Origin of the sequence: Amycolatopsis sp. WAC 01375 (genome assembly GCF_003947325.1) — a bacterium.
Taxonomy (GTDB): Bacteria; Actinomycetota; Actinomycetes; order Mycobacteriales; family Pseudonocardiaceae; genus Amycolatopsis.
In genome coordinates this window covers 1-20,555 of sequence record NZ_QHHW01000009.1, presented here as the reverse complement: position 1 = coordinate 20,555, position 20,555 = coordinate 1, and the positions used below count along the sequence as shown (strand labels likewise).

The 20,555-nt window shown below is 68.3% G+C and carries 22 protein-coding genes and 1 pseudogene; 13 read left to right on the top strand and 10 right to left on the bottom strand.

Going from position 1 to position 20,555, the window contains the following annotated elements; all coding sequences use genetic code 11:
* Positions 1-26: 26 nt before the first annotated feature.
* The 3 genes from DL991_RS01400 to DL991_RS01390 form a co-directional block, all read right to left on the bottom strand.
* Complete coding sequence (locus DL991_RS01400) at positions 27-1,208, bottom strand: DUF1996 domain-containing protein (protein WP_125780130.1); 1,182 nt, start codon at positions 1,206-1,208, stop codon at positions 27-29.
* Positions 1,209-1,713: 505 nt separating this feature from the next.
* The gene (locus DL991_RS01395) at positions 1,714-2,469 is read right to left on the bottom strand and encodes an anti-sigma factor (protein ID WP_125780128.1); all 756 of its coding nucleotides are present in this window, start codon (positions 2,467-2,469) and stop codon (positions 1,714-1,716) included.
* Complete coding sequence (locus tag DL991_RS01390) at positions 2,466-3,017, bottom strand: sigma-70 family RNA polymerase sigma factor (protein ID WP_034317190.1); 552 nt, start codon at positions 3,015-3,017, stop codon at positions 2,466-2,468. The genes DL991_RS01395 and DL991_RS01390 overlap by 4 nt, the downstream gene beginning before the upstream one ends.
* Positions 3,018-3,275: 258 nt before the next feature.
* Between DL991_RS01390 and DL991_RS01385 the strand changes: the two genes are divergently transcribed.
* Genes DL991_RS01385 through DL991_RS01365 form a run of 5 tightly spaced genes read left to right on the top strand, consistent with a single transcriptional unit; the run spans position 3,276 to position 6,759 of the window.
* On the top strand, positions 3,276-3,836 hold the full coding sequence (locus tag DL991_RS01385; protein ID WP_125780126.1) for a hypothetical protein: 561 nt from the start codon (positions 3,276-3,278) through the stop codon (positions 3,834-3,836).
* A complete protein-coding gene (locus DL991_RS01380) occupies positions 3,820-4,590 on the top strand; it encodes a DUF4142 domain-containing protein (protein WP_125780124.1) in 771 nt (256 codons plus the stop codon). Before DL991_RS01385 ends, DL991_RS01380 begins: the two co-directional genes overlap by 17 nt.
* Positions 4,583-5,188: a ferric reductase-like transmembrane domain-containing protein gene (locus DL991_RS01375; protein ID WP_125780122.1), complete on the top strand. Its 606-nt coding sequence runs from the start codon at positions 4,583-4,585 to the stop codon at positions 5,186-5,188. Before DL991_RS01380 ends, DL991_RS01375 begins: the two co-directional genes overlap by 8 nt.
* A gap of 19 nt (positions 5,189-5,207) precedes the next feature.
* A complete protein-coding gene (locus DL991_RS01370; RefSeq protein WP_005164337.1) occupies positions 5,208-5,444 on the top strand; it encodes a ferredoxin in 237 nt (78 codons plus the stop codon).
* On the top strand, positions 5,437-6,759 hold the full coding sequence (locus tag DL991_RS01365; RefSeq protein ID WP_125780120.1) for an NAD(P)/FAD-dependent oxidoreductase: 1,323 nt from the start codon (positions 5,437-5,439) through the stop codon (positions 6,757-6,759). Before DL991_RS01370 ends, DL991_RS01365 begins: the two co-directional genes overlap by 8 nt.
* A gap of 540 nt (positions 6,760-7,299) precedes the next feature.
* Here DL991_RS01365 and DL991_RS01360 read toward each other — a convergent pair.
* On the bottom strand, positions 7,300-7,752 hold the full coding sequence (locus DL991_RS01360) for a helix-turn-helix domain-containing protein (protein ID WP_125780118.1): 453 nt from the start codon (positions 7,750-7,752) through the stop codon (positions 7,300-7,302).
* A gap of 68 nt (positions 7,753-7,820) precedes the next feature.
* Here DL991_RS01360 and DL991_RS01355 point away from each other — a divergent pair, with 68 nt between their 5' ends.
* Positions 7,821-8,963: an MFS transporter gene (locus tag DL991_RS01355; protein WP_125780116.1), complete on the top strand. Its 1,143-nt coding sequence runs from the start codon at positions 7,821-7,823 to the stop codon at positions 8,961-8,963.
* Here the strand turns inward: DL991_RS01355 and DL991_RS01350 are convergent.
* Genes DL991_RS01350 through DL991_RS01335 form a run of 4 tightly spaced genes read right to left on the bottom strand, consistent with a single transcriptional unit; the run spans position 8,947 to position 12,586 of the window.
* Positions 8,947-10,098 carry an acetyl-CoA C-acetyltransferase gene (locus tag DL991_RS01350; RefSeq protein WP_125780115.1) on the bottom strand — a complete coding sequence of 384 codons (1,152 nt, stop codon included), beginning with the start codon at positions 10,096-10,098 and terminating at the stop codon, positions 8,947-8,949. The genes DL991_RS01355 and DL991_RS01350 overlap by 17 nt on opposite strands.
* Entirely contained in the window at positions 10,091-10,696 is a 606-nt protein-coding gene (locus DL991_RS01345; RefSeq protein WP_125780113.1) for a TetR/AcrR family transcriptional regulator, read from the bottom strand. The genes DL991_RS01350 and DL991_RS01345 overlap by 8 nt, the downstream gene beginning before the upstream one ends.
* Before the next feature lie 7 nt (positions 10,697-10,703).
* Entirely contained in the window at positions 10,704-11,471 is a 768-nt protein-coding gene (locus DL991_RS01340) for an SDR family oxidoreductase (protein WP_125780111.1), read from the bottom strand.
* Positions 11,468-12,586 carry an acyl-CoA dehydrogenase family protein gene (locus DL991_RS01335; protein WP_125780109.1) on the bottom strand — a complete coding sequence of 373 codons (1,119 nt, stop codon included), beginning with the start codon at positions 12,584-12,586 and terminating at the stop codon, positions 11,468-11,470. Before DL991_RS01335 ends, DL991_RS01340 begins: the two co-directional genes overlap by 4 nt.
* Positions 12,587-12,824: 238 nt before the next feature.
* Between DL991_RS01335 and DL991_RS01330 the strand changes: the two genes are divergently transcribed.
* The 6 genes and pseudogenes from DL991_RS01330 to DL991_RS43180 all read left to right on the top strand — a co-directional run.
* Positions 12,825-14,315, top strand: coding sequence for a FadD3 family acyl-CoA ligase (locus DL991_RS01330; RefSeq protein ID WP_125780107.1), 1,491 nt, complete (start codon positions 12,825-12,827; stop codon positions 14,313-14,315).
* On the top strand, positions 14,312-15,151 hold the full coding sequence (locus DL991_RS01325) for an enoyl-CoA hydratase (RefSeq protein WP_125780105.1): 840 nt from the start codon (positions 14,312-14,314) through the stop codon (positions 15,149-15,151). The genes DL991_RS01330 and DL991_RS01325 overlap by 4 nt, the downstream gene beginning before the upstream one ends.
* Positions 15,151-16,284 carry an acyl-CoA dehydrogenase family protein gene (locus tag DL991_RS01320; protein WP_125780103.1) on the top strand — a complete coding sequence of 378 codons (1,134 nt, stop codon included), beginning with the start codon at positions 15,151-15,153 and terminating at the stop codon, positions 16,282-16,284. Before DL991_RS01325 ends, DL991_RS01320 begins: the two co-directional genes overlap by 1 nt.
* Positions 16,281-17,210, top strand: a complete 930-nt coding sequence (locus DL991_RS01315) for an acyl-CoA dehydrogenase family protein (protein WP_125780101.1) — start codon at positions 16,281-16,283, stop codon at positions 17,208-17,210. The genes DL991_RS01320 and DL991_RS01315 overlap by 4 nt, the downstream gene beginning before the upstream one ends.
* Positions 17,207-18,178, top strand: a complete 972-nt coding sequence (locus DL991_RS01310; RefSeq protein WP_125780100.1) for an acyl-CoA dehydrogenase family protein — start codon at positions 17,207-17,209, stop codon at positions 18,176-18,178. The genes DL991_RS01315 and DL991_RS01310 overlap by 4 nt, the downstream gene beginning before the upstream one ends.
* Before the next feature lie 20 nt (positions 18,179-18,198).
* Positions 18,199-18,399, top strand: a pseudogene (locus DL991_RS43180) (histidine triad (HIT) protein); the annotation flags it as partial.
* Positions 18,400-18,516: 117 nt separating this feature from the next.
* On the opposite strand, the gene DL991_RS01300 reads toward DL991_RS43180, so the two are convergent.
* Positions 18,517-19,410: an RNA polymerase subunit sigma-70 gene (locus DL991_RS01300; RefSeq protein WP_125780098.1), complete on the bottom strand. Its 894-nt coding sequence runs from the start codon at positions 19,408-19,410 to the stop codon at positions 18,517-18,519.
* A 95-nt stretch (positions 19,411-19,505) separates the two neighbouring features.
* On the opposite strand from DL991_RS01300, the gene DL991_RS01295 reads away from it, so the two are divergent.
* Complete coding sequence (locus DL991_RS01295) at positions 19,506-19,874, top strand: nuclear transport factor 2 family protein (protein WP_125780096.1); 369 nt, start codon at positions 19,506-19,508, stop codon at positions 19,872-19,874.
* 310 nt (positions 19,875-20,184) lie between these two features.
* Here DL991_RS01295 and DL991_RS01290 read toward each other — a convergent pair.
* A partial coding sequence (locus tag DL991_RS01290; RefSeq protein WP_148106355.1) for an HNH endonuclease signature motif containing protein occupies positions 20,185-20,555 on the bottom strand: 371 nt, incomplete at its 5' end.

Sequence of the window (20,555 nt, the reverse complement as noted above, 5' to 3'; positions counted from 1 at the left end):
CAGGTTCCTGCTTCCGTTTCAGTGCGTCATTCGCGGCACTTGCGGCCTTCGTTGACGCAGTCGACGAGCCGGTCCATGATCTGGTCCGACATCACGTTCGCGAAATCGTCGTGATCGGAGAACGGGTTGTGGTCCTCTTCGGGGAACGAGTCCACTTTGTACTGACCGTTGACCTGGATCTGCCGGGGAATCTCGTAGGTCAGTGAGATCGTGAGCTCCGGGACGGCGGTGAGGCCGTTCGCGCATTCGCCGTTCTCGTCCGGGTACTTGATGTGGTCTCGGTGATTCTCACTGTCGATGTTGTTGCCGTCGAGACAGCTCGGGAAGGTGTGCACCCGCTTGACGTCGCTGCCCTCGGGGCAGATCGGGTACTGCTTGATCACCCTGTTCTCGAAACCGGTGCAGGTCCAGCTCTCCCGCGCGTTGGCGGGACCATTGGTGGTGACTTTCGCGTCACCGTAAAGGATGCGGAGGAACTTCGGCATCTCCTGTACCTTCTCCTGGGCATTGCCCTTGAAGGTGATGTCGACGACCGCGGGACGCTGGATCTCCCCGTCGTTGCCGGCGAGTTCGTTGTCCGCGTTCGGCTCTTCCAGTTGAGCCTCGTTCTGCTGGTCCTGCTGGCCCTGCTGGTTCTGCTGGTTCTGGTCGTTGTTCCGGTTCTGGTTCTGCTGGTCGTCGTCCTGGTTCCGCTGCCGGTTCCGGTCTCCGTCGCGGTTCTGGTCCCGGCCGTTCTGGTTCTGTTGCCCTTCGGCTTCCTCCGCGGTGTCGATCCGCACCACCGGCCAGAAATACGTCGACTCGTCACCGTTCTCGCAGGTGGTGCCGGCGCCCAGCAGGCTGTCGTTGTCCGAATCCGCGTTCGTGGAAATGTTTCCGACGTAATCGTGCAGATGCTGGGCGCCGTTGCGGACACCCGGCTGCGCGATGAAGTTGTCGGGATTGAAATGCCCGTTCTCGTTCTTGCCGCAGTCGACGGTGAACGAACCCGTGGAGGCGTTCCGGCCCGGCTCCGGCTTGTCGACGTTCGGCCGGACCTGGGTAATGTCCACGAACTGCGACTTGTCCACCTCGTCCGCGGCGGCGCTGTCGGAGTCGCCGGTCGTGGTGGACACCACCAGCCCACCGACCGCGATCGACAGGCCGATCAACGCGGTCGCGATCTTGGTCCTGCGGGCGATGCGATGGCGCCCTTGATTTCGTGCCATTGACTTGCTCACCTCATTACGTTTCCGGGCACGCGAATTAATCGCGCCCAGGCATGAGCCACGCGTTTGTCGAATACGCGGATTCGGCGAATTCGCGGCGAACCTTCCGTTCGCCCGCCGAGGGACATCCGGCTACTGGGAGATACGGCTCCAGCCGGGAGGCGGTTCAAAAAGCGATCTCGCCGTTATCTTTCCGTTATATTAAGAGGCAGGCAAAGGCGGCGTGATCAAGCCTCCGACGAAGGGCTTCTTCGCTGATTCAAGATGGACAGGAGGCCTTCGTGACGTGGCCCTGGACCGACCACAGGAGCCGACCGCGCCTTGAGTGTCCACAAGGGACAACTTCACGTGACGAAATGTCCGATTGATGACCATAAGCACGGTTTCACAGGAGGGTCCAAAATGGACACCGTTGCCCAACTGGCGCCCCTTGTGGACGGTCAAGAGCGCGCAAGGCTCCTAGGCAACCCGGCTCCCACCACCTTTGCCTTACCTCTCAATAAGGCTAGCGGCGCACGATGGCCAGCACGGTGCCGTCCTGCTTGTGCACCTCGAAGCGTTCGATGTCGGCCTTCTGCAACGCCGTCGAACCGGTGATGACGAGGGGATCCGGGGAACCGGGGACGCCGTATCCCTTGGACGGCACGCTCCAGTTGTTGACGACGTACGCCTCTCCGCCGTGGGAGTAGGCGAAAAGCTGGCAGACCATCGGGCCGATGAGGCCGCGCAGTTCGAGTTCGACGGCGCTGCCCCACTCCTTCTCCTGCACCGTGACCTCCGCGGCGACCGCGTTGCCCGCTTCGGACCAGCCGAACGGGGCGGCACCGCCGTCCGGGCCCGCGTCCCGTTCCCGGGAGGCGGAGGGAGCAGGCACCACCGATGTGACAACGGTGGGAGCGGCCTGCGTGATGACCGGTTCACGGTCGGTGAGCGACAAAACGGTGAGCGGGCCGCCGACGACGAGCACGAGTACGGCGGCGGCCGTCGCGAGCCGGATGACCTTGCGCCGCCGGCCGGCCTTGGCGGCGTCCGCGAGCAGCATCCGCAGCACGCGCGGCCCCGGACCCTTCACGGGCGGATCCGGCCAGCTCTTCTTGACCATGTCCAGGATGTCGGGCAGGTGGTACATCTCCACCAATTCGACCTGACACTCGGGACACTCCAGCAGATGTGCCTCGAACCTCGCGTGATCCTCCTCGCCGAGGACGCCGAGCACGTAGGCGGCGATGTCCGTGTGGACGGCTCCGGACACCTCGCTCACCCCCGCTCCTGCAGCGCCCTGCGCAACGCGCGCACAGCGTGATGGATCCGCGATTTCACCGTACCCGGCGGAACCCCCAGCGTCGCCGCGACCTCGTTCACGGTGCGGTCACGCAAGTAGGTCTGCTGGACGGCTTCACGTTGCTCCGGGGAAAGATTGCGCAGGGCCTCGTAAACGATCATGGCCGCGAGCGTCTTCTCCGATTCGTCCGGCACTCCGATCGAATCCGACTCCAGTTCCTCCACCTCTTGAGGGCGGGCGCTCCGGCTCCGCCAGCCGTCGATGACGATGCGCCTGGCCACGGTGAAGAGCCAGGCACGCAGCATTTCCGGCTGCCGGTCGAGTTTGCCGGCGTTGCGCCACGCCTTGATGAGCGTCTCCTGGACCACGTCCTCGGCCCACTGGCGATCGTGGCCGGTCAGCTTCAGCACGAACGCCATCAGGCTCGATCCGAACTCCTGGTACAACGCCCTGATGAGGTCGTCATGCCCGTTCGACGCGGGTTCATGATCGACTATTGGCTGCAGTATCCGAGAGTGGCGTCCCACGCGGCACATCTTTGTGTGCGCGAGGGCGATAAGTCCAGTGCCAAAACCGTTCGGGCCCCGTTCTCCGAGGACGGGAAAGTTTTTTGAACCGTTTCCGACTCGTGACCGTATCCCCTACCGAAGACCCCCGACCCGGCGCTGTCCCCCGCACCGCCGAATCCACTGTGGATCATGACCGTCCATAGTGGACCTGAACCTGCCTGCACACCATCTCCCCGCGGTGATGGCGTTCTCCTCTGCCCCGACAGGAGGATTTCCGTGAACCCCGTGTCACGCTCGGTCATACCTCTGACCCTCACCTTGGCCGCGATCACGCTGACCGCGGCCTGCACCACCGGTACCGCGGGACCGAACGGCTCTCCGGGTACGGCCCCGGCCGCCGGAGCGGCGGAAATCCCGGGAATGCCCGACCCCGCTGCCGAAGCGGCGCCCGGTGTCGCCGCGGCGATCCTGTTCGACCTCGGACCGATCGTCACCGACACCAACGGCTTCACGCTCTACCGCTACGACAAGGACTCGGTCGACCCGCCCCGATCGAATTGCACCGAAACCTGTTCTCGGACCTGGATTCCCGCCAAAGCGGACGGCGACCTCGTGGTGACCGGGATCGATCGGGCCCTCGTCGGCACCGTGACCAGGGACGACGGCAGCAAGCAGGTCACGCTCGCGGGCTGGCCGCTCTATCGCAACGCCGACGACGCGATGCCCGGCAACACCGGCGGGCAGGGTGTCGACGACGCGTGGTTCCCCGCCAAGCCGGACGGGACGAAAGTGCTGCTCACCGCGGACACCTGGCAGGCCGATGACCTCGGCATCTGACGTCCCTCGCGGGTTCTTCCGCGTGATGCTCGTCCTGGTGACGACAGCCGCGGTGACGTTGCTCGGCCCCGTCGGCGACGCGCACGCCCAAGAACTCTCCGCGGCGGACAAGAACCTGATCGTCAACGTCAAACTGGCCGGCCTGTGGGAAATGCCCGCTGGGATGTGGGCGCAGGAACGCGGGAAGAGTCAGCGGACCCGCGAAGTCGGCCGCACGCTGATGATCGACCACGGCAGGCTCGACACCGCGACGCACGTCATCGCCGACCGTTTCGGCATCGCCCTTCCGCGCGAACCGTCGGATCAGCAGTCCGCGTGGCTCGGCGAGATGAAGGCCGCCCGCGACGACAGCGAGTTCGACCGGATCTTCGCGAACCGGCTCCGGTACGCGCACGGGGTGCTGTTCCCCGTCATCGCCCAGGTCAGGGCCGGAACCCGCAACGACGTCGTCCGTGACTACGCCACCACGGCCAACCAGGCGGTGCTGCGGCATATGACCCTGCTGGAGAGCACCGGCGTCGTCGACCAGTCGCTGCTGCCGGAGGCCCCGGTGCCGCAGTCGAATTCGGCCAACAGCGCGATGGACGTCGGCTTCGGCGACTTCGCCCTCGGCCTGCTGCTCGCCGTGGTGCTCGGCGGCGGGCTGTTCTACGCCCTCCGGACGCTGCGCAGCAAGAACACCCGGACCCGCAAACGCGCGGCCGCCGCCGAACCGGAACCGGTTCCCAGTGCCCCAGGAGAGATCAATGTATGACCAGTGGTCCGAGGTGGTGATCGTCCTGACCCAGAGAACGGACACCGACTCCGGCATCAAGGGCATGGCGCAGACCTCCGCCCGGATCTCGTACGGCTTCATGTGCCTCACCCTGTGCTGGGGCGTGTTCACCGCGACCGGCTGGATCAAGTCGCTGACCGGGCGGAAGGCCCTGCGCAACTCCCATATGGTGCTCGGCATCCTGACGCTGTCGTTCGGCGTCGTGCACGCGATGTCGTTCCTGTTCCTGCCCGACGGCTTCACGCTCGCGCAGATCACCATCCCGCTCCTGCCGGGCACGCTGGCGCGGCACGAACTCGGCGTCCTCGGGCTCGAGGTCATGATCGCCGTCGCGCTGACCGGCGGGATCAGCCGGTTCAGCTCCTACCGGCGCTTCCTGTGGATCCACCGGCTCGCCTATCCGGCGGTCGCGATCACCGCGCTGCACGCCTTCTTCGGTGCCATGGCCAACGGGCACCTCGGCCTCCTGTGGTTCGGCGGGATCACGCTGCTGGTCCCCGTGGTGGTGCTGACCGCGCTGCGGTTCACGCCCACCCGGTACCTGGAACGGCTGGGCCTGGTCGAAGAACTGGTCTGACGACTTGGAGAAACGAAAAATGATCTTCGGAAGCGTACGGCGCGGCACTCGCGTCAGCGTCGACAACGAGCGGTGCGAGATCTTCGGCTTCTGTGAGATGGAAGCACCCGCCACCTTCAAGATCGGACCGGACGGCAAGCTCCGCATCCGCCGGATGGTCGACCGGGACGGGTTGGACCAGGCCATCTCCGCCGCCCGGCTCTGCCCGAAACAAGCCATCAGAGTCAAGGGAGAAGGGGCGTACGACGATGAGTGACGGAGATCGGATCGTCATCGTCGGTGCCGGCGTCGCCGGTCTCCGCTCCGCGGAACGGTTGCGGGAACTCGGTTTCGACGGCGAGATCGTGCTGGTCGGCGACGAGCCGCGCAAGCCGTACCACCGGCCGATGGTGTCGAAGGAACTCATCACCGGCGGGGTGAAACCGGTGGCCGCGAGCCTGGAGCCGTACCTCGACCTGGATGTCCACTGGCGGCTCGGCACCCGCGCGACCTGGCTCGACACGAAGGAACGCACGGTGCACCTGCCGGGCGGGGAATCCCTCTGGTACGACGGCCTGATCGTCGCGACCGGCGTCTACCCCCGGCATCTGCCCGGCTCGCCGCGCCACGACCCCCGGGTGCGGGTGCTGCGCACGGTGGAGGACTCACTCGCCGTACGACGGGCGTTGGGGAACAGCAACAAATCCGTCGTGGTGATCGGCAGCGGCCTGATCGGGAACGAGTTCGCCGCGTCGATGCGGTACATGGGCCGGGACGTCACGCTCATCGGTCACGCGAAGGCGCCTTTGCACCGCTTCGGGGAGCGGATCGCGTCGGCGCTCACCAAGGAACATCAGCACCATCGCGCCAAGCTGGCGATGAACACCGAGGTGCGGAACTGGATCAGCACCAAGGAGACGGTCGGGCTGCACCTGACCAACAACCAGTTCCTGGTGGCCAGCTGCGTGGTGCTCTCGATCGGCAGCGTGCCCGCCGTGGACTGGCTGCGTGGTTCGGAACTGACCATCGACGACGGCGTCCTGTGCGAATCGACCCTGTTCGCCGTCGGGGCGGAGGACGTCGTGGTCGCCGGAGACGTCGCGAAATGGCCGAACCTGCGCATCGACGAGACGCCCCGGCGGGTCGAGCACTGGATGAACGGCGTCGAATCCGGCCGCGCGGCGGCGGAAAGCCTGATGCTGGGCCGCGGCAACGCCCGGCCGTACACGCCGCTCCCCCGCGCCTGGTCTTCCCTGTACGACGCGCGGTTGCAGACCGTCGGGATGCCGTCGCTGGGCAAGGACACGATCGAACTCTCCGACGGGGTCACCGGTTTCGTCCGCGACGGAAGGCTCATCGGCGCGGTGGGCTGGGATCGGCCGAAGGCGATGATCCACTGGACCGCCGAACTCGACCGGCGGCTGCCGGTGCCCGAGCCGGTGTCCCCCGCCCCCGCCGTTCCTTCGTTCGCGGCGACGCCGATCGGGGAGGACATCCTGGCCCCGTTCGAGCGGGACTTCCTGTCCGAAACCCCGACCGAAGCCGTTCCCACGCCGGAAAGGATGCCCTGGGCTCGCGTTCCCGCCGGGTGACCCGGGATCGCGATCGGACCGGGGCCGCGCGCGGCGGCCGCGGTCCCTCAGGTGGCGGTGGGTCGCCGGGCCTCCGCGCCCACCGCCACCCCCTTTGGGGACGCCGGGAGGAACCGGGACCGACGGTGATTCGGGCTCCGTCGGAACCCCGCCCTCCGGGCTCCCCTTATCCGGTCGGGGCCCTTCCAGGCATGACTCACCTGGGAGGGCCCCGATCCATGCGGTGGACACGGGCTCCCGCCCGCATCGCTCCAGGGACGCTCCCTCGCGTCGAGCCACCCACGGCGGAACGCGTTGCGAAAGCCACTTTCGCAACGTTGAAGGTTGCGAAAGTGGCTTTCGCAACACCGCTTTCCCGCGTGATCGGAGGCGCAACTCGCGTGCTTGGAGGCGTAACTCGCGTGTCTGGAGGCGTAACTCGCGTGGGCGGTGCCCGATCACGGGAGTTACGCGTCTGCACACGCGAGTTACGTCTCTGATCACGCGAGTTACGCGTCTGATCACGCGAGTTTCGTCTTCAAGCATGCGGGATCCGGCTACTCACGAGGCCGGCGCCTTCACGACCACGGTGTCCTCCGGCCCGACGACACGTCCGTTCGACGCCCGGACCTCGAGTCCCCGCAGCGGGCGTCCGCCGTCGCGGTCCACCAGTTTCGACCGCGGTTCCCCTTCGGCGAAGAAGTGCGCCTCTCCCCATTGCCTCAGCGCGACGATCACCGGGAACAGGTCGCGTCCCTTCGGCGTCAGGACGTATTCGCGGTAGGTGCTCCCGTCGGAGGCCGGGACCACATCGAGTACGCCGTGCCCGACGAGCGCCCGCAGCCGCGCGGACAGGATGTTCTTCGCGACACCCAGGCTGCGCTGGAACTCACCGAAGCGGCGGACGCCGTCGAAGGCGTCGCGCACGATCAGGAGTGACCACCAGTCGCCGATCGTGTCGACCGAGCGCGCCACCGGGCACGAAGCTGCGTCGAACGTCGTCCGCTTCACCATGGTTGCATCTTACAACCGCGATGCTCTAGCGTCCGAGTGGTAGCAAGTTGAAACCACTTGGAGGGTTCGTGCACCGCGGGGTCGTCCTGTTGTTCGCCGTGGCCGCCGGGACGGCCGTCGCCACGATCTACTTCGCCCAGCCGTTGCTCGTCACCATGGGCGCGGATCTCGGTATCGCCGCGTCGACCGTCGGCGGGATCGTCACGCTCACCCAGCTCGGCTACGGGCTGGGCCTGTTCCTGCTGGTCCCGCTCGGCGATCTGCTCGACCGGCGGCGGCTCGTCGTCGGGCTGCTGACGCTGCTGGCGATCGCCGAACTGGTCGCCGCGACCGCCGCGAACGGTGTGGTGCTGCTCGCCGGGATGACGGCGATCGGCGTGCTCGCGGTGGTCACGCAGCTCCTGGTCGCGTTCGCGGCGTCGCTGGCCGGGCCAGCCGAACGCGGACGCGTGGTCGGACTCGTGACGACCGGCGTCGTCCTCGGGATCCTGCTCGCGCGCACGGTGTCCGGCACGCTGGCCGACCTCGCCGGCTGGCGCGCGGTGTACGTCGTGTCCGCGGGCGTGACCGTGGTGATCGCGATCGTTCTGTACCGGGTACTTCCCGCCACGGCTCCGGGAAACGCCATGAACTACGGGCGGCTACTGCGGTCCACGTTGTCGCTTTTCGCCGAAGAACCCGTCTTCCGGACGCGCGGCACACTCGCGCTGCTGATCTTCGCCGCGTTCGGCACCTTGTGGAGTTCGGTCGCGTTGCCGCTCAGCGACGACGGCCTGTCGCACACCGCCATCGGCGCTTTCGGGCTCGCCGGGGCGGCGGGCGCGCTGGCGGCGGCACCCGCGGGTCGGCTCGCGGACCGCGGCCGGGCGCAGTGGACGACCGGGTTCGCGCTCGGGCTGCTCCTGCTGTCGTGGGTGCCGCTGGGTTTCACCCGCGCGTCGCTGTGGGCTTTGGTTGCGGGCGCGATCCTGCTCGACCTCGCCGTCCAGGCGGTGCACGTCTCGAGCCAGACCCTGATCTACCCGTTGCGCCCGGACGCCGGGAGCAGGCTGATCGGCGGGTACATGATCTTCTACTCGGTCGGCAGCGGCGTCGGGGCCATCAGTTCGACGGCCGTCTACGCCGTCGCGGGCTGGACCGGTGTTTGCCTGCTGGGCGCGGGTTTCAGCGCCTTGGCACTCGGCGTGTGGAGCGTCAAAGGCGTTCGATGATCGTCACGTTCGCCGTCCCGCCGCCTTCACACATCGTCTGTAGCCCATAGCGCCCGCCTCGCCGTTCGAGTTCGTGCAGCAGGGTCGCGAACAGTTTCGTGCCGGTCGCCCCGATGGGATGACCGAGCGCGATGCCGCCGCCGTTGACGTTGACGCGATCCGGATCGGCGCCCGTCTCCTCGATCCACGCCAGGACGACACTCGCGAACGCCTCGTTGACCTCGAACAGGTCGATGTCGTCGATGCTCAGCCCGGTTTTCCGCAGCGCGTGCGCGGTCGCCGGGATGGGACCGGTCAGCATCCACACCGGATCGGCCGCCCGCACGGACAGATGGTGGATCCTGGCGCGCGGGGTGAGGCCGTGTTCCTCGACGAACTTCTCCGAAGCGATGAGCGTCGCGCTGGCACCGTCCGAGATCTGGCTGGCCACGGCCGCGGTGATGCGGGATCCCTCGCTCAGCGGTTTCAGCCCGGCCATCCGTTCCAACGTGGTGTCGCGCCTGGGCCCCTCGTCCAGGGCGGCACCGGCGAACGGCGTGATCTCGGCGGCGAACCGGCCTTCGTCGATGGCCGCGATCGCCCGCCGATGACTGCGGAAGGCGTACTCCTCCATCGCTTCACGGGTCAGGTCCCAGTGTTCGGCGATCATGTCGGCGCTGCGGAACTGCGAAACCTCGACGCTGCCGTACCGCTCCTGCCAGCCCTTCGAGCCGGAGAACGGGTCTTCGAAGCCGTACTCGCGCCCCGCCAGCATCGCCGCGCCGATCGGGATGGCGCTCATGTTCTGCACGCCGCCGGCGAGCACGAGATCCATCGTCCCGGACAGCACCGCCTGCGCGGCGAAGTGCACGGCCTGCTGGCTCGAACCGCACTGCCGGTCGATCGTCACGCCCGGCACGTGATGCCCGAAGCCCGCCGCGAGCCACGCCGTCCGCGCGATGTTCCCGGACTGCGGCCCGAGCGTGTCGCAACAGCCGAGGATGACGTCGTCGACCAGATCGGCCTCGACACCCGCTCGTTCGACGACGGCCTGGATGACATGGGCGCCGAGGTCTGCGGAATGGACACTGCTGAGGGCTCCCCCGCGTTTGCCGACCGGTGTCCGGACCGCGTCCAGCACATATGCCTCAGCCACGGCGTCTCCTTGTCTTCGTCGCGATGCCGTCCAGAAGGATCCCGAGGTACTGCTGCGCGACGTCGTCCGCGCTCAGCGTGCCGCCGGGGTTGTACCAGCGCACCGCCACCCAGACGGTGTCGCGGATGAACCGATAGGTGAGTTCGACGTCGAGGTCCTCGCGGAACACGCCTGCCGCGATGCCGTCGGTGAGGATCCCGTTCCACAGCTTGCGGAATTCGGTGTTGCGGTCGGTGAGGTAGTCGAAGCGAGGCAATTGCATCAGGTGCTTCGCCTCGGACTGGTAGATCGCCACCTCGGCGGGCCGCCGGTGAATGGATTCGAACGACGCCACGACGACGGCTTCGAGTGTTTCCCGCGGCCCTTTCCCTTCCGCGACGATCTCGGCGTAGGCACCGAAGAGTTCGTCGAGGAATCCGGTCAGGATCTCGTCGGCCATCGACTCCTTCGAGTCGAAATGGTGGTAGAGGCTGCCCGACAGGATCCCGGCCGCGTCCGCGATGTCCCGCACGGTGGTGGAGACGTAGCCGCGCTCGGCGAACAGCTTCGCCGCCAGTGCGAGCAGTTCGGCGCGGCGGGACCCTGGACTGGCTTTCATTACTACCTCACGCATGCTGGGAACTCACGGACACGACCTCGCCGGTGAGGTACGACGAGTACTCACTGGCGAGGAACACCATCACATTCGCCACCTCCCACGGTTCCGCCGCCCTCCCCGATACCTCGCGCGCGGTGAGCTCGCTGAGCAGTTCCTCGCTGGTCACCTTGGCCAGGAACGGATGCATGGCCAGGCTCGGCGCGACGGCGTTGACCCGGATGCCGTGTTCGGCGACGTCGACGGCCGCACATCGGGTGAGCGCCATGACGCCCGCCTTCGCGGCGGCGTAATGGGCCTGCCCGGCCTGCGCCCGCCACCCGATCACGGACGCGTTGTTGACGATCACGCCGCCGTCCCCCTGCGCGATGAACCGGTTCACCGCGGCCCTCGTCGCGCGGAAGGTGCCGTTGAGGGTCACATCGATGACGCGGGCCCATTCCTCGTCGGTCATGTCCACAATGGACTTCGTACCGCCGAGCCCGGCGTTGTTGATGAGCACGTCGACCCGGCCGTAGTGCGCGGCGGCTCCATCGATGAGCGCTAGCACCTGCTCTTCTCGCGTGACGTCGCAGGGAATCGCGTGGACGTCGCCGAGTTCGGCCGCCTTCTCGCCGAGGCGCCGCTCGTGCCAGTCGCTGATCACGACGCGGGCACCTTCCTCCAGCGCGCGTTTCGCCACCGCGGAACCGATCCCGGTGCCGGCCGCCGCCGTCACCACGACCACCTTGTCCCGCAGGAGGTTCGCCCCCTCGGGGTACTTGGGTACCGGAATCACGGTCGCACCTCCCGTGGCAGGCCGAGCACTCGCTCGGCGATGACGTTGCGCTGGATTTCGTTGGAGCCGCCGTAGATCGTGTCGGCGCGGGTGAAGAGGAAGAGCCGTTGCCAGGCGTCGAGCCCGTCTTCCGCGAGCATGCCCCGCGCGCCGCGGACGAGCATCGCCAGCTCCCCAAGGTCGCGGTGCCAGTTCGCCCAGACCAGTTTGGACACTTCGGCCACCCCCGGCGACGAGTCACCGAGAGTGCGGATCGCCTGCGCTCGCATGACCTCCAGGCCGACCCAGGCGCGGTCGATCCGTTCGGCGATCACCGGGTCGTCCGGTGCGATCCTGGTGAGTTCTTCGAGTTCCCGGCGAAAGCCGACCTGCTGCCCGAGCGTCGCGACACCACGCTCGAACGCGAGGGTGCCCATGGCCACCCGCCAGCCGTCGCCGGGTTCGCCGACGACGAGGTCTTTCGCCGTGCGGGCACCGTCGAAGAAGACTTCGTTGAACTCGGACGTCCCGGTGAGCTGCTGGATCGGGCGGACCTCGACGCCGGGCTGCCGCATCGGAACGAGCAAATAGGACAGTCCTTTGTGGCGTTTCGAACCGGGTTCGGTGCGGGCGAGCACGAAACACCAGTCGGCCACGTGCGCGAGAGACGTCCACACCTTCTGGCCGTTCAGCACCCACTCGTCGCCCTCGAGGGTCGCGGTGGTCGACACGGCCGCGAGATCGGAACCGGCGCCGGGTTCGGAATAGCCCTGGCACCACAGTTCCTCGACGGCCACGATCGGCGGCAGAAACCTCTTTTGCTGCTCGGGTGTGCCGAAAGCGATCAAGGTGGGACCGAGGAGTTCCTGGGCCAGGTGGCTCACCCTGGCCGGCGCGCCCGCTCGCGCGTACTCCTCGTGGAAGACGACCTGCTGTTCCAGTGTCGCGCCCTGGCCGCCGTGCTCGACCGGCCAGCCGACGCAGGTCCAGCCCGCCGCCGCGAGCCGCCGCTCCCATTCCACTCGTTCGTCGAAGGCCTCGTGCTCCCGCCCCGGACCGCCCAAACCGCGCAGTTCCGGCGGCAGGTTGTCCGCCAGCCAGGTGCGCACACGGTCACGGAAACCGTCCTGAGCCACGCCTGCCTCCTCTAGCCAAACCAGAGCCTGCTGCGTAGGCTACCCTACCAAGCACTTGCTAGGGAGGTACGATTCGGACTCCGCGGCACCCAGGTGACAGCAGAGCGTGCGCCCGGCCGCCAGGCCCCGCTATCGGGGCGGCAGGGCGCCCTATTCGCAGAAGTGAGATTTACGCCTGACTAGCCCTGGCGACACGATCGCGGACGCGCGCGGGCTGGCGGACAACAGGGAGACTTCAATGGTCGAAGGAACCATTCCGGCGGCGCTCGACAGGGCCGCGGAGCGCTTCGCCGGGCGCGAAGCGCTGGTCGACGGCGAAGTCCGGCTCACCTATGCCGAACTCGCCCGCCGGGTGCGTCAGGCGGCGCGGTTCTTCGAAGGCCACGAACGGGTCGCGATCTGCTCCCCCAACACGTGGCACTGGGTCGTCGCCGGGCTCGGCGCGCTGTACGCCGGGGCGACGCTCATTCCGGTCAACACCCGCTTCACCGCCCGAGAGACCATCGACGTTCTCCATCGCGCGAGGGTGTCCGCGCTGGCGATCACCGGCACCTTCCTCGGCACGGATCGGCTGGCGGATCTCGGCCCTTCCCGCCCCGGCACCGTCTTGCGCATCCCTGTCGAGGGCGTCGAAGACCCCGTCGACGGCGTCACGGAATGGGACGCCCTCGCCGGTCTCGACAGCGATCTCGTCAGTCCCGCGAAACCGGGCGACGTCAGCGACATCCTGTTCACCTCCGGGACCACCGGCCGCAGCAAGGGCGCGATGAGCAGTCACCGGCAGGCGCTGAGCGTCGCCGAAGCCTGGGGCGATTGCGGCGGTCTGACGGAGGAAGACCGCTACCTCGTGATCAACCCGTTCTTCCACAGCTTCGGTTACAAGGCGGGGATCCTCGCCGCGGTGCTGCGCGGCGCGACGATCCTGCCGCAGCGCACCTTCGACGTCCGGGAAACCCTGCGCCTCGTCGAAACCGAGCACGTCACGGTGCTCCCCGGCGCGCCGACGATCTACCAGGTCCTGCTGGACGCGCCCGAACGCGCGAACCACGATCTGTCCAGCCTCCGGCTCGCCGTCACCGGCGCCGCCACGGTGCCGGTCACACTCGTCGAGCGGATGCGGAAGGACCTGAACTTCGACACCGTGCTCACGGCGTACGGCCTGACGGAAGCCGTGGTCGCCACGATGTCCCGCCCCGAGGACGACGCCGATCTCGTGGCGAACTTCTCCGGCCGCGCGACAGCGGGCTTCGAGGTGAAACTCGGTGAGCACGACGAAGTCCTGCTGCGCGGGCCGAACGTGATGCTCGGGTATCTCGACGATCCGGACGCCACCGCGAAGGCCGTCGACACCGACGGCTGGCTGCGCACCGGCGATGTCGGCGTGCTCGACGAACGCGGCTACCTGCGGATCGTCGACCGGATCAAGGACATGTACGTCTGCGGCGGATTCAACGTCTACCCGGCCGAGATCGAGCAGGTGCTGAGCCGCCTGGACGGCGTCGCGGAAGCCGCTGTCGTCGGCGTGCCGGACGAACGGCTCGGCGAGGTCGGCAAGGCCTTCGTCCGGTTGAGCCCGGGAGCAGGACTGTCCACAGAGGATGTCCTGACGCAGTGCGAGGGCGAATTGGCCAACTACAAGATCCCTCGATTTGTCGACTTCGTGGCGGAACTTCCGCGAAACCTGTCGGGGAAGGTGCTGAAACGCGTGTTGCGGGAGGAGAACGGATGACCGTCGAGTACGAGCGACGCGGGCCGGTGGCCGTCGTCACGATGAACCGGCCGGAGTACCGGAACGCGCAGAACTCGGCGATGACCTACGCGCTCGATGCCGCGTTCACCCGCGCCGTCGACGATCCCGAGGTCAAGGTGATCGTGCTGGCCGGGGCGGGCAAGCATTTCTCCGCCGGGCACGACATCGGGACGCCGGAACGCGACGTGGACGTGTCCTTCGAGCGCAAGGCGGTCCTGTGGTGGGACCACGTCGGCGCGGAAGGCGGCGACCAGCGGTTCGCCCGCGAATCCGAGGTCTATCTCGGCATGTGCCGCCGGTGGCGCGAGATCCCGAAGCCGACGATCGCGAGTGTGCAGGGCGCGTGCATCGCGGGTGCGCTCATGCTGGCCTGGGTATGCGACATGATCGTCGCCTCCGACGACGCGTTCTTCGCCGATCCCGTGGTGCGCATGGGGATTCCCGGTGTCGAGTACTTCGCGCACCCGTGGGTCCTCGGTCCGCGCGCGGCCAAGGAGGTGCTGTTCACCGGTGAGCGTTTCACGGCGCAGCAGGCCAAGGAATGGGGCATGCTGAACCGCGTCGTCCCGCGCGCCGACCTCGAAACCGAGACGATGGCGCTGGCGGAGAAGATCGCGGTAATGCCGAGGATGGGTCTCGCGCTCGCCAAGAAGGCCGTGAACCAGGCCGAGGACCTGATGGGACTCCGGTCCGGAATGGACTCCGTGTTCGGGCTGCACCACTTCGCGCACGCGCACAACGCCGAGCTGTCCGGCGGCGACTCCTTGGGCGGGCAGGACGCGCGCTCGATGCGAGACGCGAACAGGTCCTCGTGATGGATCTCGATCTCGACGAGCGCACGCTCGCCTTCCGTGACGAGGCCCGCGCCTGGCTCGCCGCGAACGTTCCCGCCGAGCCACTGAAATCGTTCGACACCGCCGAGGGATTCGCACAGCACCGCGCGTGGGAAGCCGAGCTGACCGATGCCCGGTGGTCGGTCGTCTCGTGGCCGCGCGAATTCGGCGGTCGGGACGCGAGCCTCCTCGAGTGGGTGCTGTTCGAAGAGGAGTACTACGCGGCCGGCGCGCCGCTGCGGGTCAACCAGAACGGCATCTTCATGCTCGCGCCCACGCTGTTCTCCCATGGCACGGAAGAACAGCAACGCCGCGTCCTGCCGAAGATGGCACGCTCGGAGGAGGTCTGGGCGCAGGCCTGGTCGGAACCCGAGGCGGGCAGCGACATCGCCGCCCTCCGGAGCACCGCCACCCGCTGTGACGGCGGCTGGCGGGTCAGCGGGCAGAAGACGTGGAGCTCGCGGGCCACGTTCGCCGACCGGGCGTTCGGGCTCTTCCGCAGCGATCCGGATTCGGTGCGGCACAAGGGGCTCACCTATCTCATGGTGGATCTGCGGGCCGAGGGCGTCACCGTCCGGCCGATCCCCCAGCTGGACGGTGAACCGGGGTTCGCCGAGATCTTCTTCGACGACGTCTTCGTCCCCGACGAGGACGTGATCGGCACGCCGGGCGAGGGCTGGCGGGTCGCGATGACGACGGCGAACAACGAACGCGGCCTGTCCTTGCGCAGCCCCGGCCGGTTCCTCGCCGCGGCCGACAGGCTGGTCTCGCTCTGGCACGACGCCGGACGTCCCGCGCACACCGCGGATCGCGTCGCCGACGCGTGGATCGGCGCGCGGGCCTACCAGCTGTACACCCTCGGCACGGTCACCCGCCTTTCCGACGGTGCCGAGCTCGGCCCGGAATCGAGTGTCAACAAGCTGTTCTGGTCGCATCTCGACGTCGCCCTGCACGAAACCGCGCTCGACATCCTCGGCCCGGACGCCGAGCTGCGGGGCCCGTGGAGCGACGGCTGGCTGTTCTCCCTGGCGGGCCCGATCTACGGCGGGACCGACCAGATCCAGCGGTCCATCGTCGCCGAACGGCTGCTCGGCCTGCCGAAGGGGGCTCGATGAGGTTCACGCTCGCCGGTGAGCAGGAGCAGTTCTCCCGCAGCCTGCACGATCTTCTGTCCGGTGTGGACACCGACTCGGCCAACCGGTCCTGGGCGGCGGGCGATCACGGCCCCGGACTCAAGATCTGGCGGCGGCTGGCGGAACTCGGCGTGACCGCGCTGGCCGTCCCCGAAAAGTACGACGGGCTCGGTGCCACCCCGGTGGATCTGGCCGTGGGCTTCGAACGACTCGGCTACCACTGTGTTCCCGGGCCGTGGACCGACACCGTGGCCGTCCTGCCGTCCTTGCTGGACGACGAACTGCTGACGTCCGTCGCGTCCGGTGAGACGCTGGCGTCGGTGGCTTTCGCTCCGCATGTGCCGTATGCCTTGGATTCCGACGTCGCGGACGCGCGCCTCGCCGTCGAGAACGGCAGGCTGCGCGCGTTCACCCCCGGCGCACTTCTGTCCTCTGTGGATAGTTCACGACGACTGTTCCCCCCGGTGACGGGCGACGATCTGGGTACCGCACTCGACGCGGAGCGCGCGTTCGAACTCGGCGTCCTCGCCACCTCCGCGCAGCTACTCGGCGCGGGACGGTGGCTGCTCGACACCTCCGTCGCGTACGCCGCGCAACGCAAGCAGTACGGCCGTGAGATCGGCGGCTACCAGGCGGTCAAACATCTGCTCGCCGACGTCGCGACCGGGCTCGCGCTGGCCGAACCGCTGCTGTTCGGTGCGGCCGTCACCCTGGACCGGCGTGACATCTCCGCGGCCAAGGTGGCGTGCGGCGACGCCGCGCATCTCGCCGCCCGGACCGGGCTGCAGGTGCACGGCGCGATCGGCTACACCGCGGAACACGCGCTCGGCCTGCGGCTGACCAGGGTCCGCGCGCTGGTCGGCGCGTGGGGTACGCCGCGGTTCCACCGGGAGCGGGTGCTGTCATGACCTTCACCGCCGAGCAGGACGCGCTGCGGGACAGCGTGCGGAACCTGCTGGACAGGGAAGCGGATCCCTGGCCGGAACTGTGCCAACAGATCGGCGTGGCGGCGCTGGCCGTCCCCGAACGGTTCGGCGGGCTCGGCGCCGGGACGGCCGAACTGCAGGTGGTCGCCGAAGAACTGGGCAGGGTCCTCGCCGACGTCCCGTTCCTCGGTTCGGCCGTCCTCGCCGTGCACGCGGTCCTGGCCACCGGCGACGACGAAGCTTGCGAGCGGCTGCTCCCCCGCCTCGCCGAAGGTGTCGTCGGCGCGGTGGCCTGGACCGGCGCCGAAGGCTCATGGAGCGAGCCGGCCTGCCGCGTCGTCGACTCCGCGGTGGAGGGGGAAGCGCACTACGTCCTCCACGGCGACGAAGCCGAGATCCTCCTGGTGGTGGCCGACGGCTCGCTGTACGAGGTTTCCGACGCCCGTCGTGTCCGGACTCCGGCGATGGACGAAACCCGGCGACTGGCCAGGGTGACCTTCGACCGCGCCCCCGCCCGGCTGATCGGCCCGGTCGACCTCGGCACGCTGCGCGACGTCGCGTGCGCCGTCCTGGCCGCCGAACAGGCCGGAGCCGCGGCACGCGCTTTCGAGCTGACGGTGGAATACAGCAAGCAGCGGCACCAGTTCGGCAGGCCGATCGGCGGCTTCCAGGCGCTGAAGCATCGGATGGCGGATCTCCACGTCCTGGTCGAGACGGCGCGTTCGGCGGCCTACGCGGCTCCGGAGTCGAGCAGGCTGGCCGCGGTGGCGAAGGTGCACTGCTCGGAAGCGCTGGCGACCGTGGCTGGTGAGATGATCCAGCTGCACGGCGGGATCGCGATCACCTGGGAGCATCCGGCGCACCGTTATTTCAAGCGGGCACACGGCGCGGCGCACCTTTTCGGTGCTCCCGGCGAACACCTCGGACGGGTGCGGCCGCCGTTATCGTGAGCCGGTGGTGAGGCCCGCTGGTGGGACCGGCCGTCTCGACGGACGATCTGGTCGTCGTGTCACACCGGCCCGGCGACTTCCCCGGGTACCTGTTCGTCGAGACCCGGCGGCATGTGGCGGCACTCGATGAGCTGACCGCGGACGAGGTCTCGGCGGTGTCGCGGGCGGCCTGGTGCGCGGCTCGCGGCCTGCGGGCGGAGCTGGCTCCGGAACACGTGTTCTCCGCCATCGCCGGACGAAGTGTCGCGCATTTCCATCAGCACGTTTTCGCGCGGCATCAGGGAACGCCGGCGGAGGTCGGCTGGCTCGATGGTCCTTTGCGGTGGCCGGTTGGCGGGCTATTTCTGAGCCAGGAACCGGGTGATGGCACGGATGCGGTCGCCGTCGAGGGTGAGGACCATCAGCCCTGCCGGTGTCTCGCCGTGGCGGCAGAGGAAGGCGGGCTGGTTGTTCGCCCGCGTCGGCGTCATGGTGAACCCCCGCACCGGAATGGCCATGGTGACGCGGAGGAAACCGGCGATCGCTTCGAGACCGTGGTACTCGTGCGGCGCCGGCGGCATGGCGAGCCACGCGTCGTCGGTGAGCAGGCTGAGGACGCCGTCGAGGTCGCCCGCGGTGAAGGCGTCGGCGAACCGCTTGGTCAGCTCGCGTTCCCGAGGTGAAGGGCGGTGGCCCGCGCCGTCGCGATGCTCGTCGAGTGAGGCGCGGGCGCGCTGGAGGATGCCCTTGACCGCCGTCTCGGTGGTGCCGAGCATGCTCGCGACCTCAGCGGTGGAGAAGCACAGGACGTCCCGCAGGACGAGTGTGGCGGCCTGGCGCGGAGGGAGGAGCTGGAGTCCGGTGATGAAGGCGAGTTCGACCGCTTCCCTGGTGCTGTAGCGCGCTTCGGGGCCGGGCTCGCCGGCGGCGAGTTCGTCCGGATACGGCTGCAACCAGGTCACCTCACCGCGTCGGCTCGGCTCCGGCGGGTCGAACGGCGGCACCGGTTCGGGTGGCCGACGGCGGCCCGCGGTCCGCAGGAGGTTGAGGCAGCGGTTGGTGGCGATGCGGTACAGCCAGGTGCGAAGCGACGAGCGGCCCTCGAAGCCGTCGAGACCCTTCCAAGCGGCAAGGAGCGTCTCCTGGACGGCGTCCTCGGCGTCGGTGAGGGAGCCGAGGATCCGGTAACAGTGCAGGTGCAGCTCATGCCGATAGGTGTCGGTGAGCTCGCGAAAGTCCTCCGTTGCCCGCACGGCCGCAATCCTGTCACGACCTTTTTCGCGGCGCACCGTTCCGTTCCGGGCGGAGGTGGTGTCTGACGAGGTGAAGATCGACGAAAGGAACCATCATGACCAGTCCCGCCTTGGATGTCGCGCTCTCCTACCACCGCGCGTGGACGGGCAAGGACTTCGAGAAGGCGATGACACATGTCGCCGACGACATCGTCTGCCACACACCCGCCGGTCGCCTTTCCGGCGCGGCTGCGTTCCGCGGGTTCATGGGCCCGTTCACCGAGATCCTGACCGGCTCGACCCTGCTTTCGGCGTTCGGGGACGAAACGACCGCGTTGCTGATGTACGACACGGAGACCCTGCCGGTGGCGAGCGCGCCCGGCGCCGAGTTGCTGACCGTGCGGGAGGGGAAGATCGTGGAGCTGCGGATCATCTTCGACCGGGCTCCCTTCGATGCGGCACGGGAGGCTGCCGCGGGGTCGTGAGTGGCCGAGTCGGTAAGCGCGCTGGGCCGGTGAGCGCGCCCCGGGCCGGTAAGCGCGCCGGGCCGGGCCGGTGAACGCGCCGGGCCGGTGAACGCGCTTGGCCGGTGAACGCGCTTGGCCGGTGAGTGCGCCGACGGGTAGTGAAGGAGCCCTTCACGGACCGGGTGAGCGCGGGTGACCCATACGCCCCCTCACGAGAACCCGAGTCGCTCTTCGCGACCGCACTGGCGTGTGTGTCCCAGGGCATGCGGGAACCGGCCCCCGGCCAGCTCATCGCTCATCCCGGGGCCTGTGAGCACAACCGTTCCGATCAGAAGGGTGGGGTGTCGTCTTCTGGTTCGGGTCGTGGGTCGTGGAGTGGTTCGGGTGTCGCGGTGTAGGTGCGGCCGGTGGGGGTGGTGATGGTCATGCCGCCGTTGCCGGTGGGTTCGGCGCTCCAGCCGGGTTCTTCTTTGAGGAGGTTGTGGATTTTGCAGGCGGCGTGGCAGTTGTGGTGGTCGGTGCCGCCGTTGCGGGCCCAGGTGGTGATGTGGTCGATTTCGGAGAACTCCGCCGGGCGGTGGCAGCCGGGGTGGGTGCATTCGCGGTCGCGGGCTTTGATCAGGCGGGCCAGTGAGGCCGGGGATCGGTAGGTGCCGGGGCTGGCTTCGAGGAGTTGCCCGGTGGTGGGGGCGGTGATCA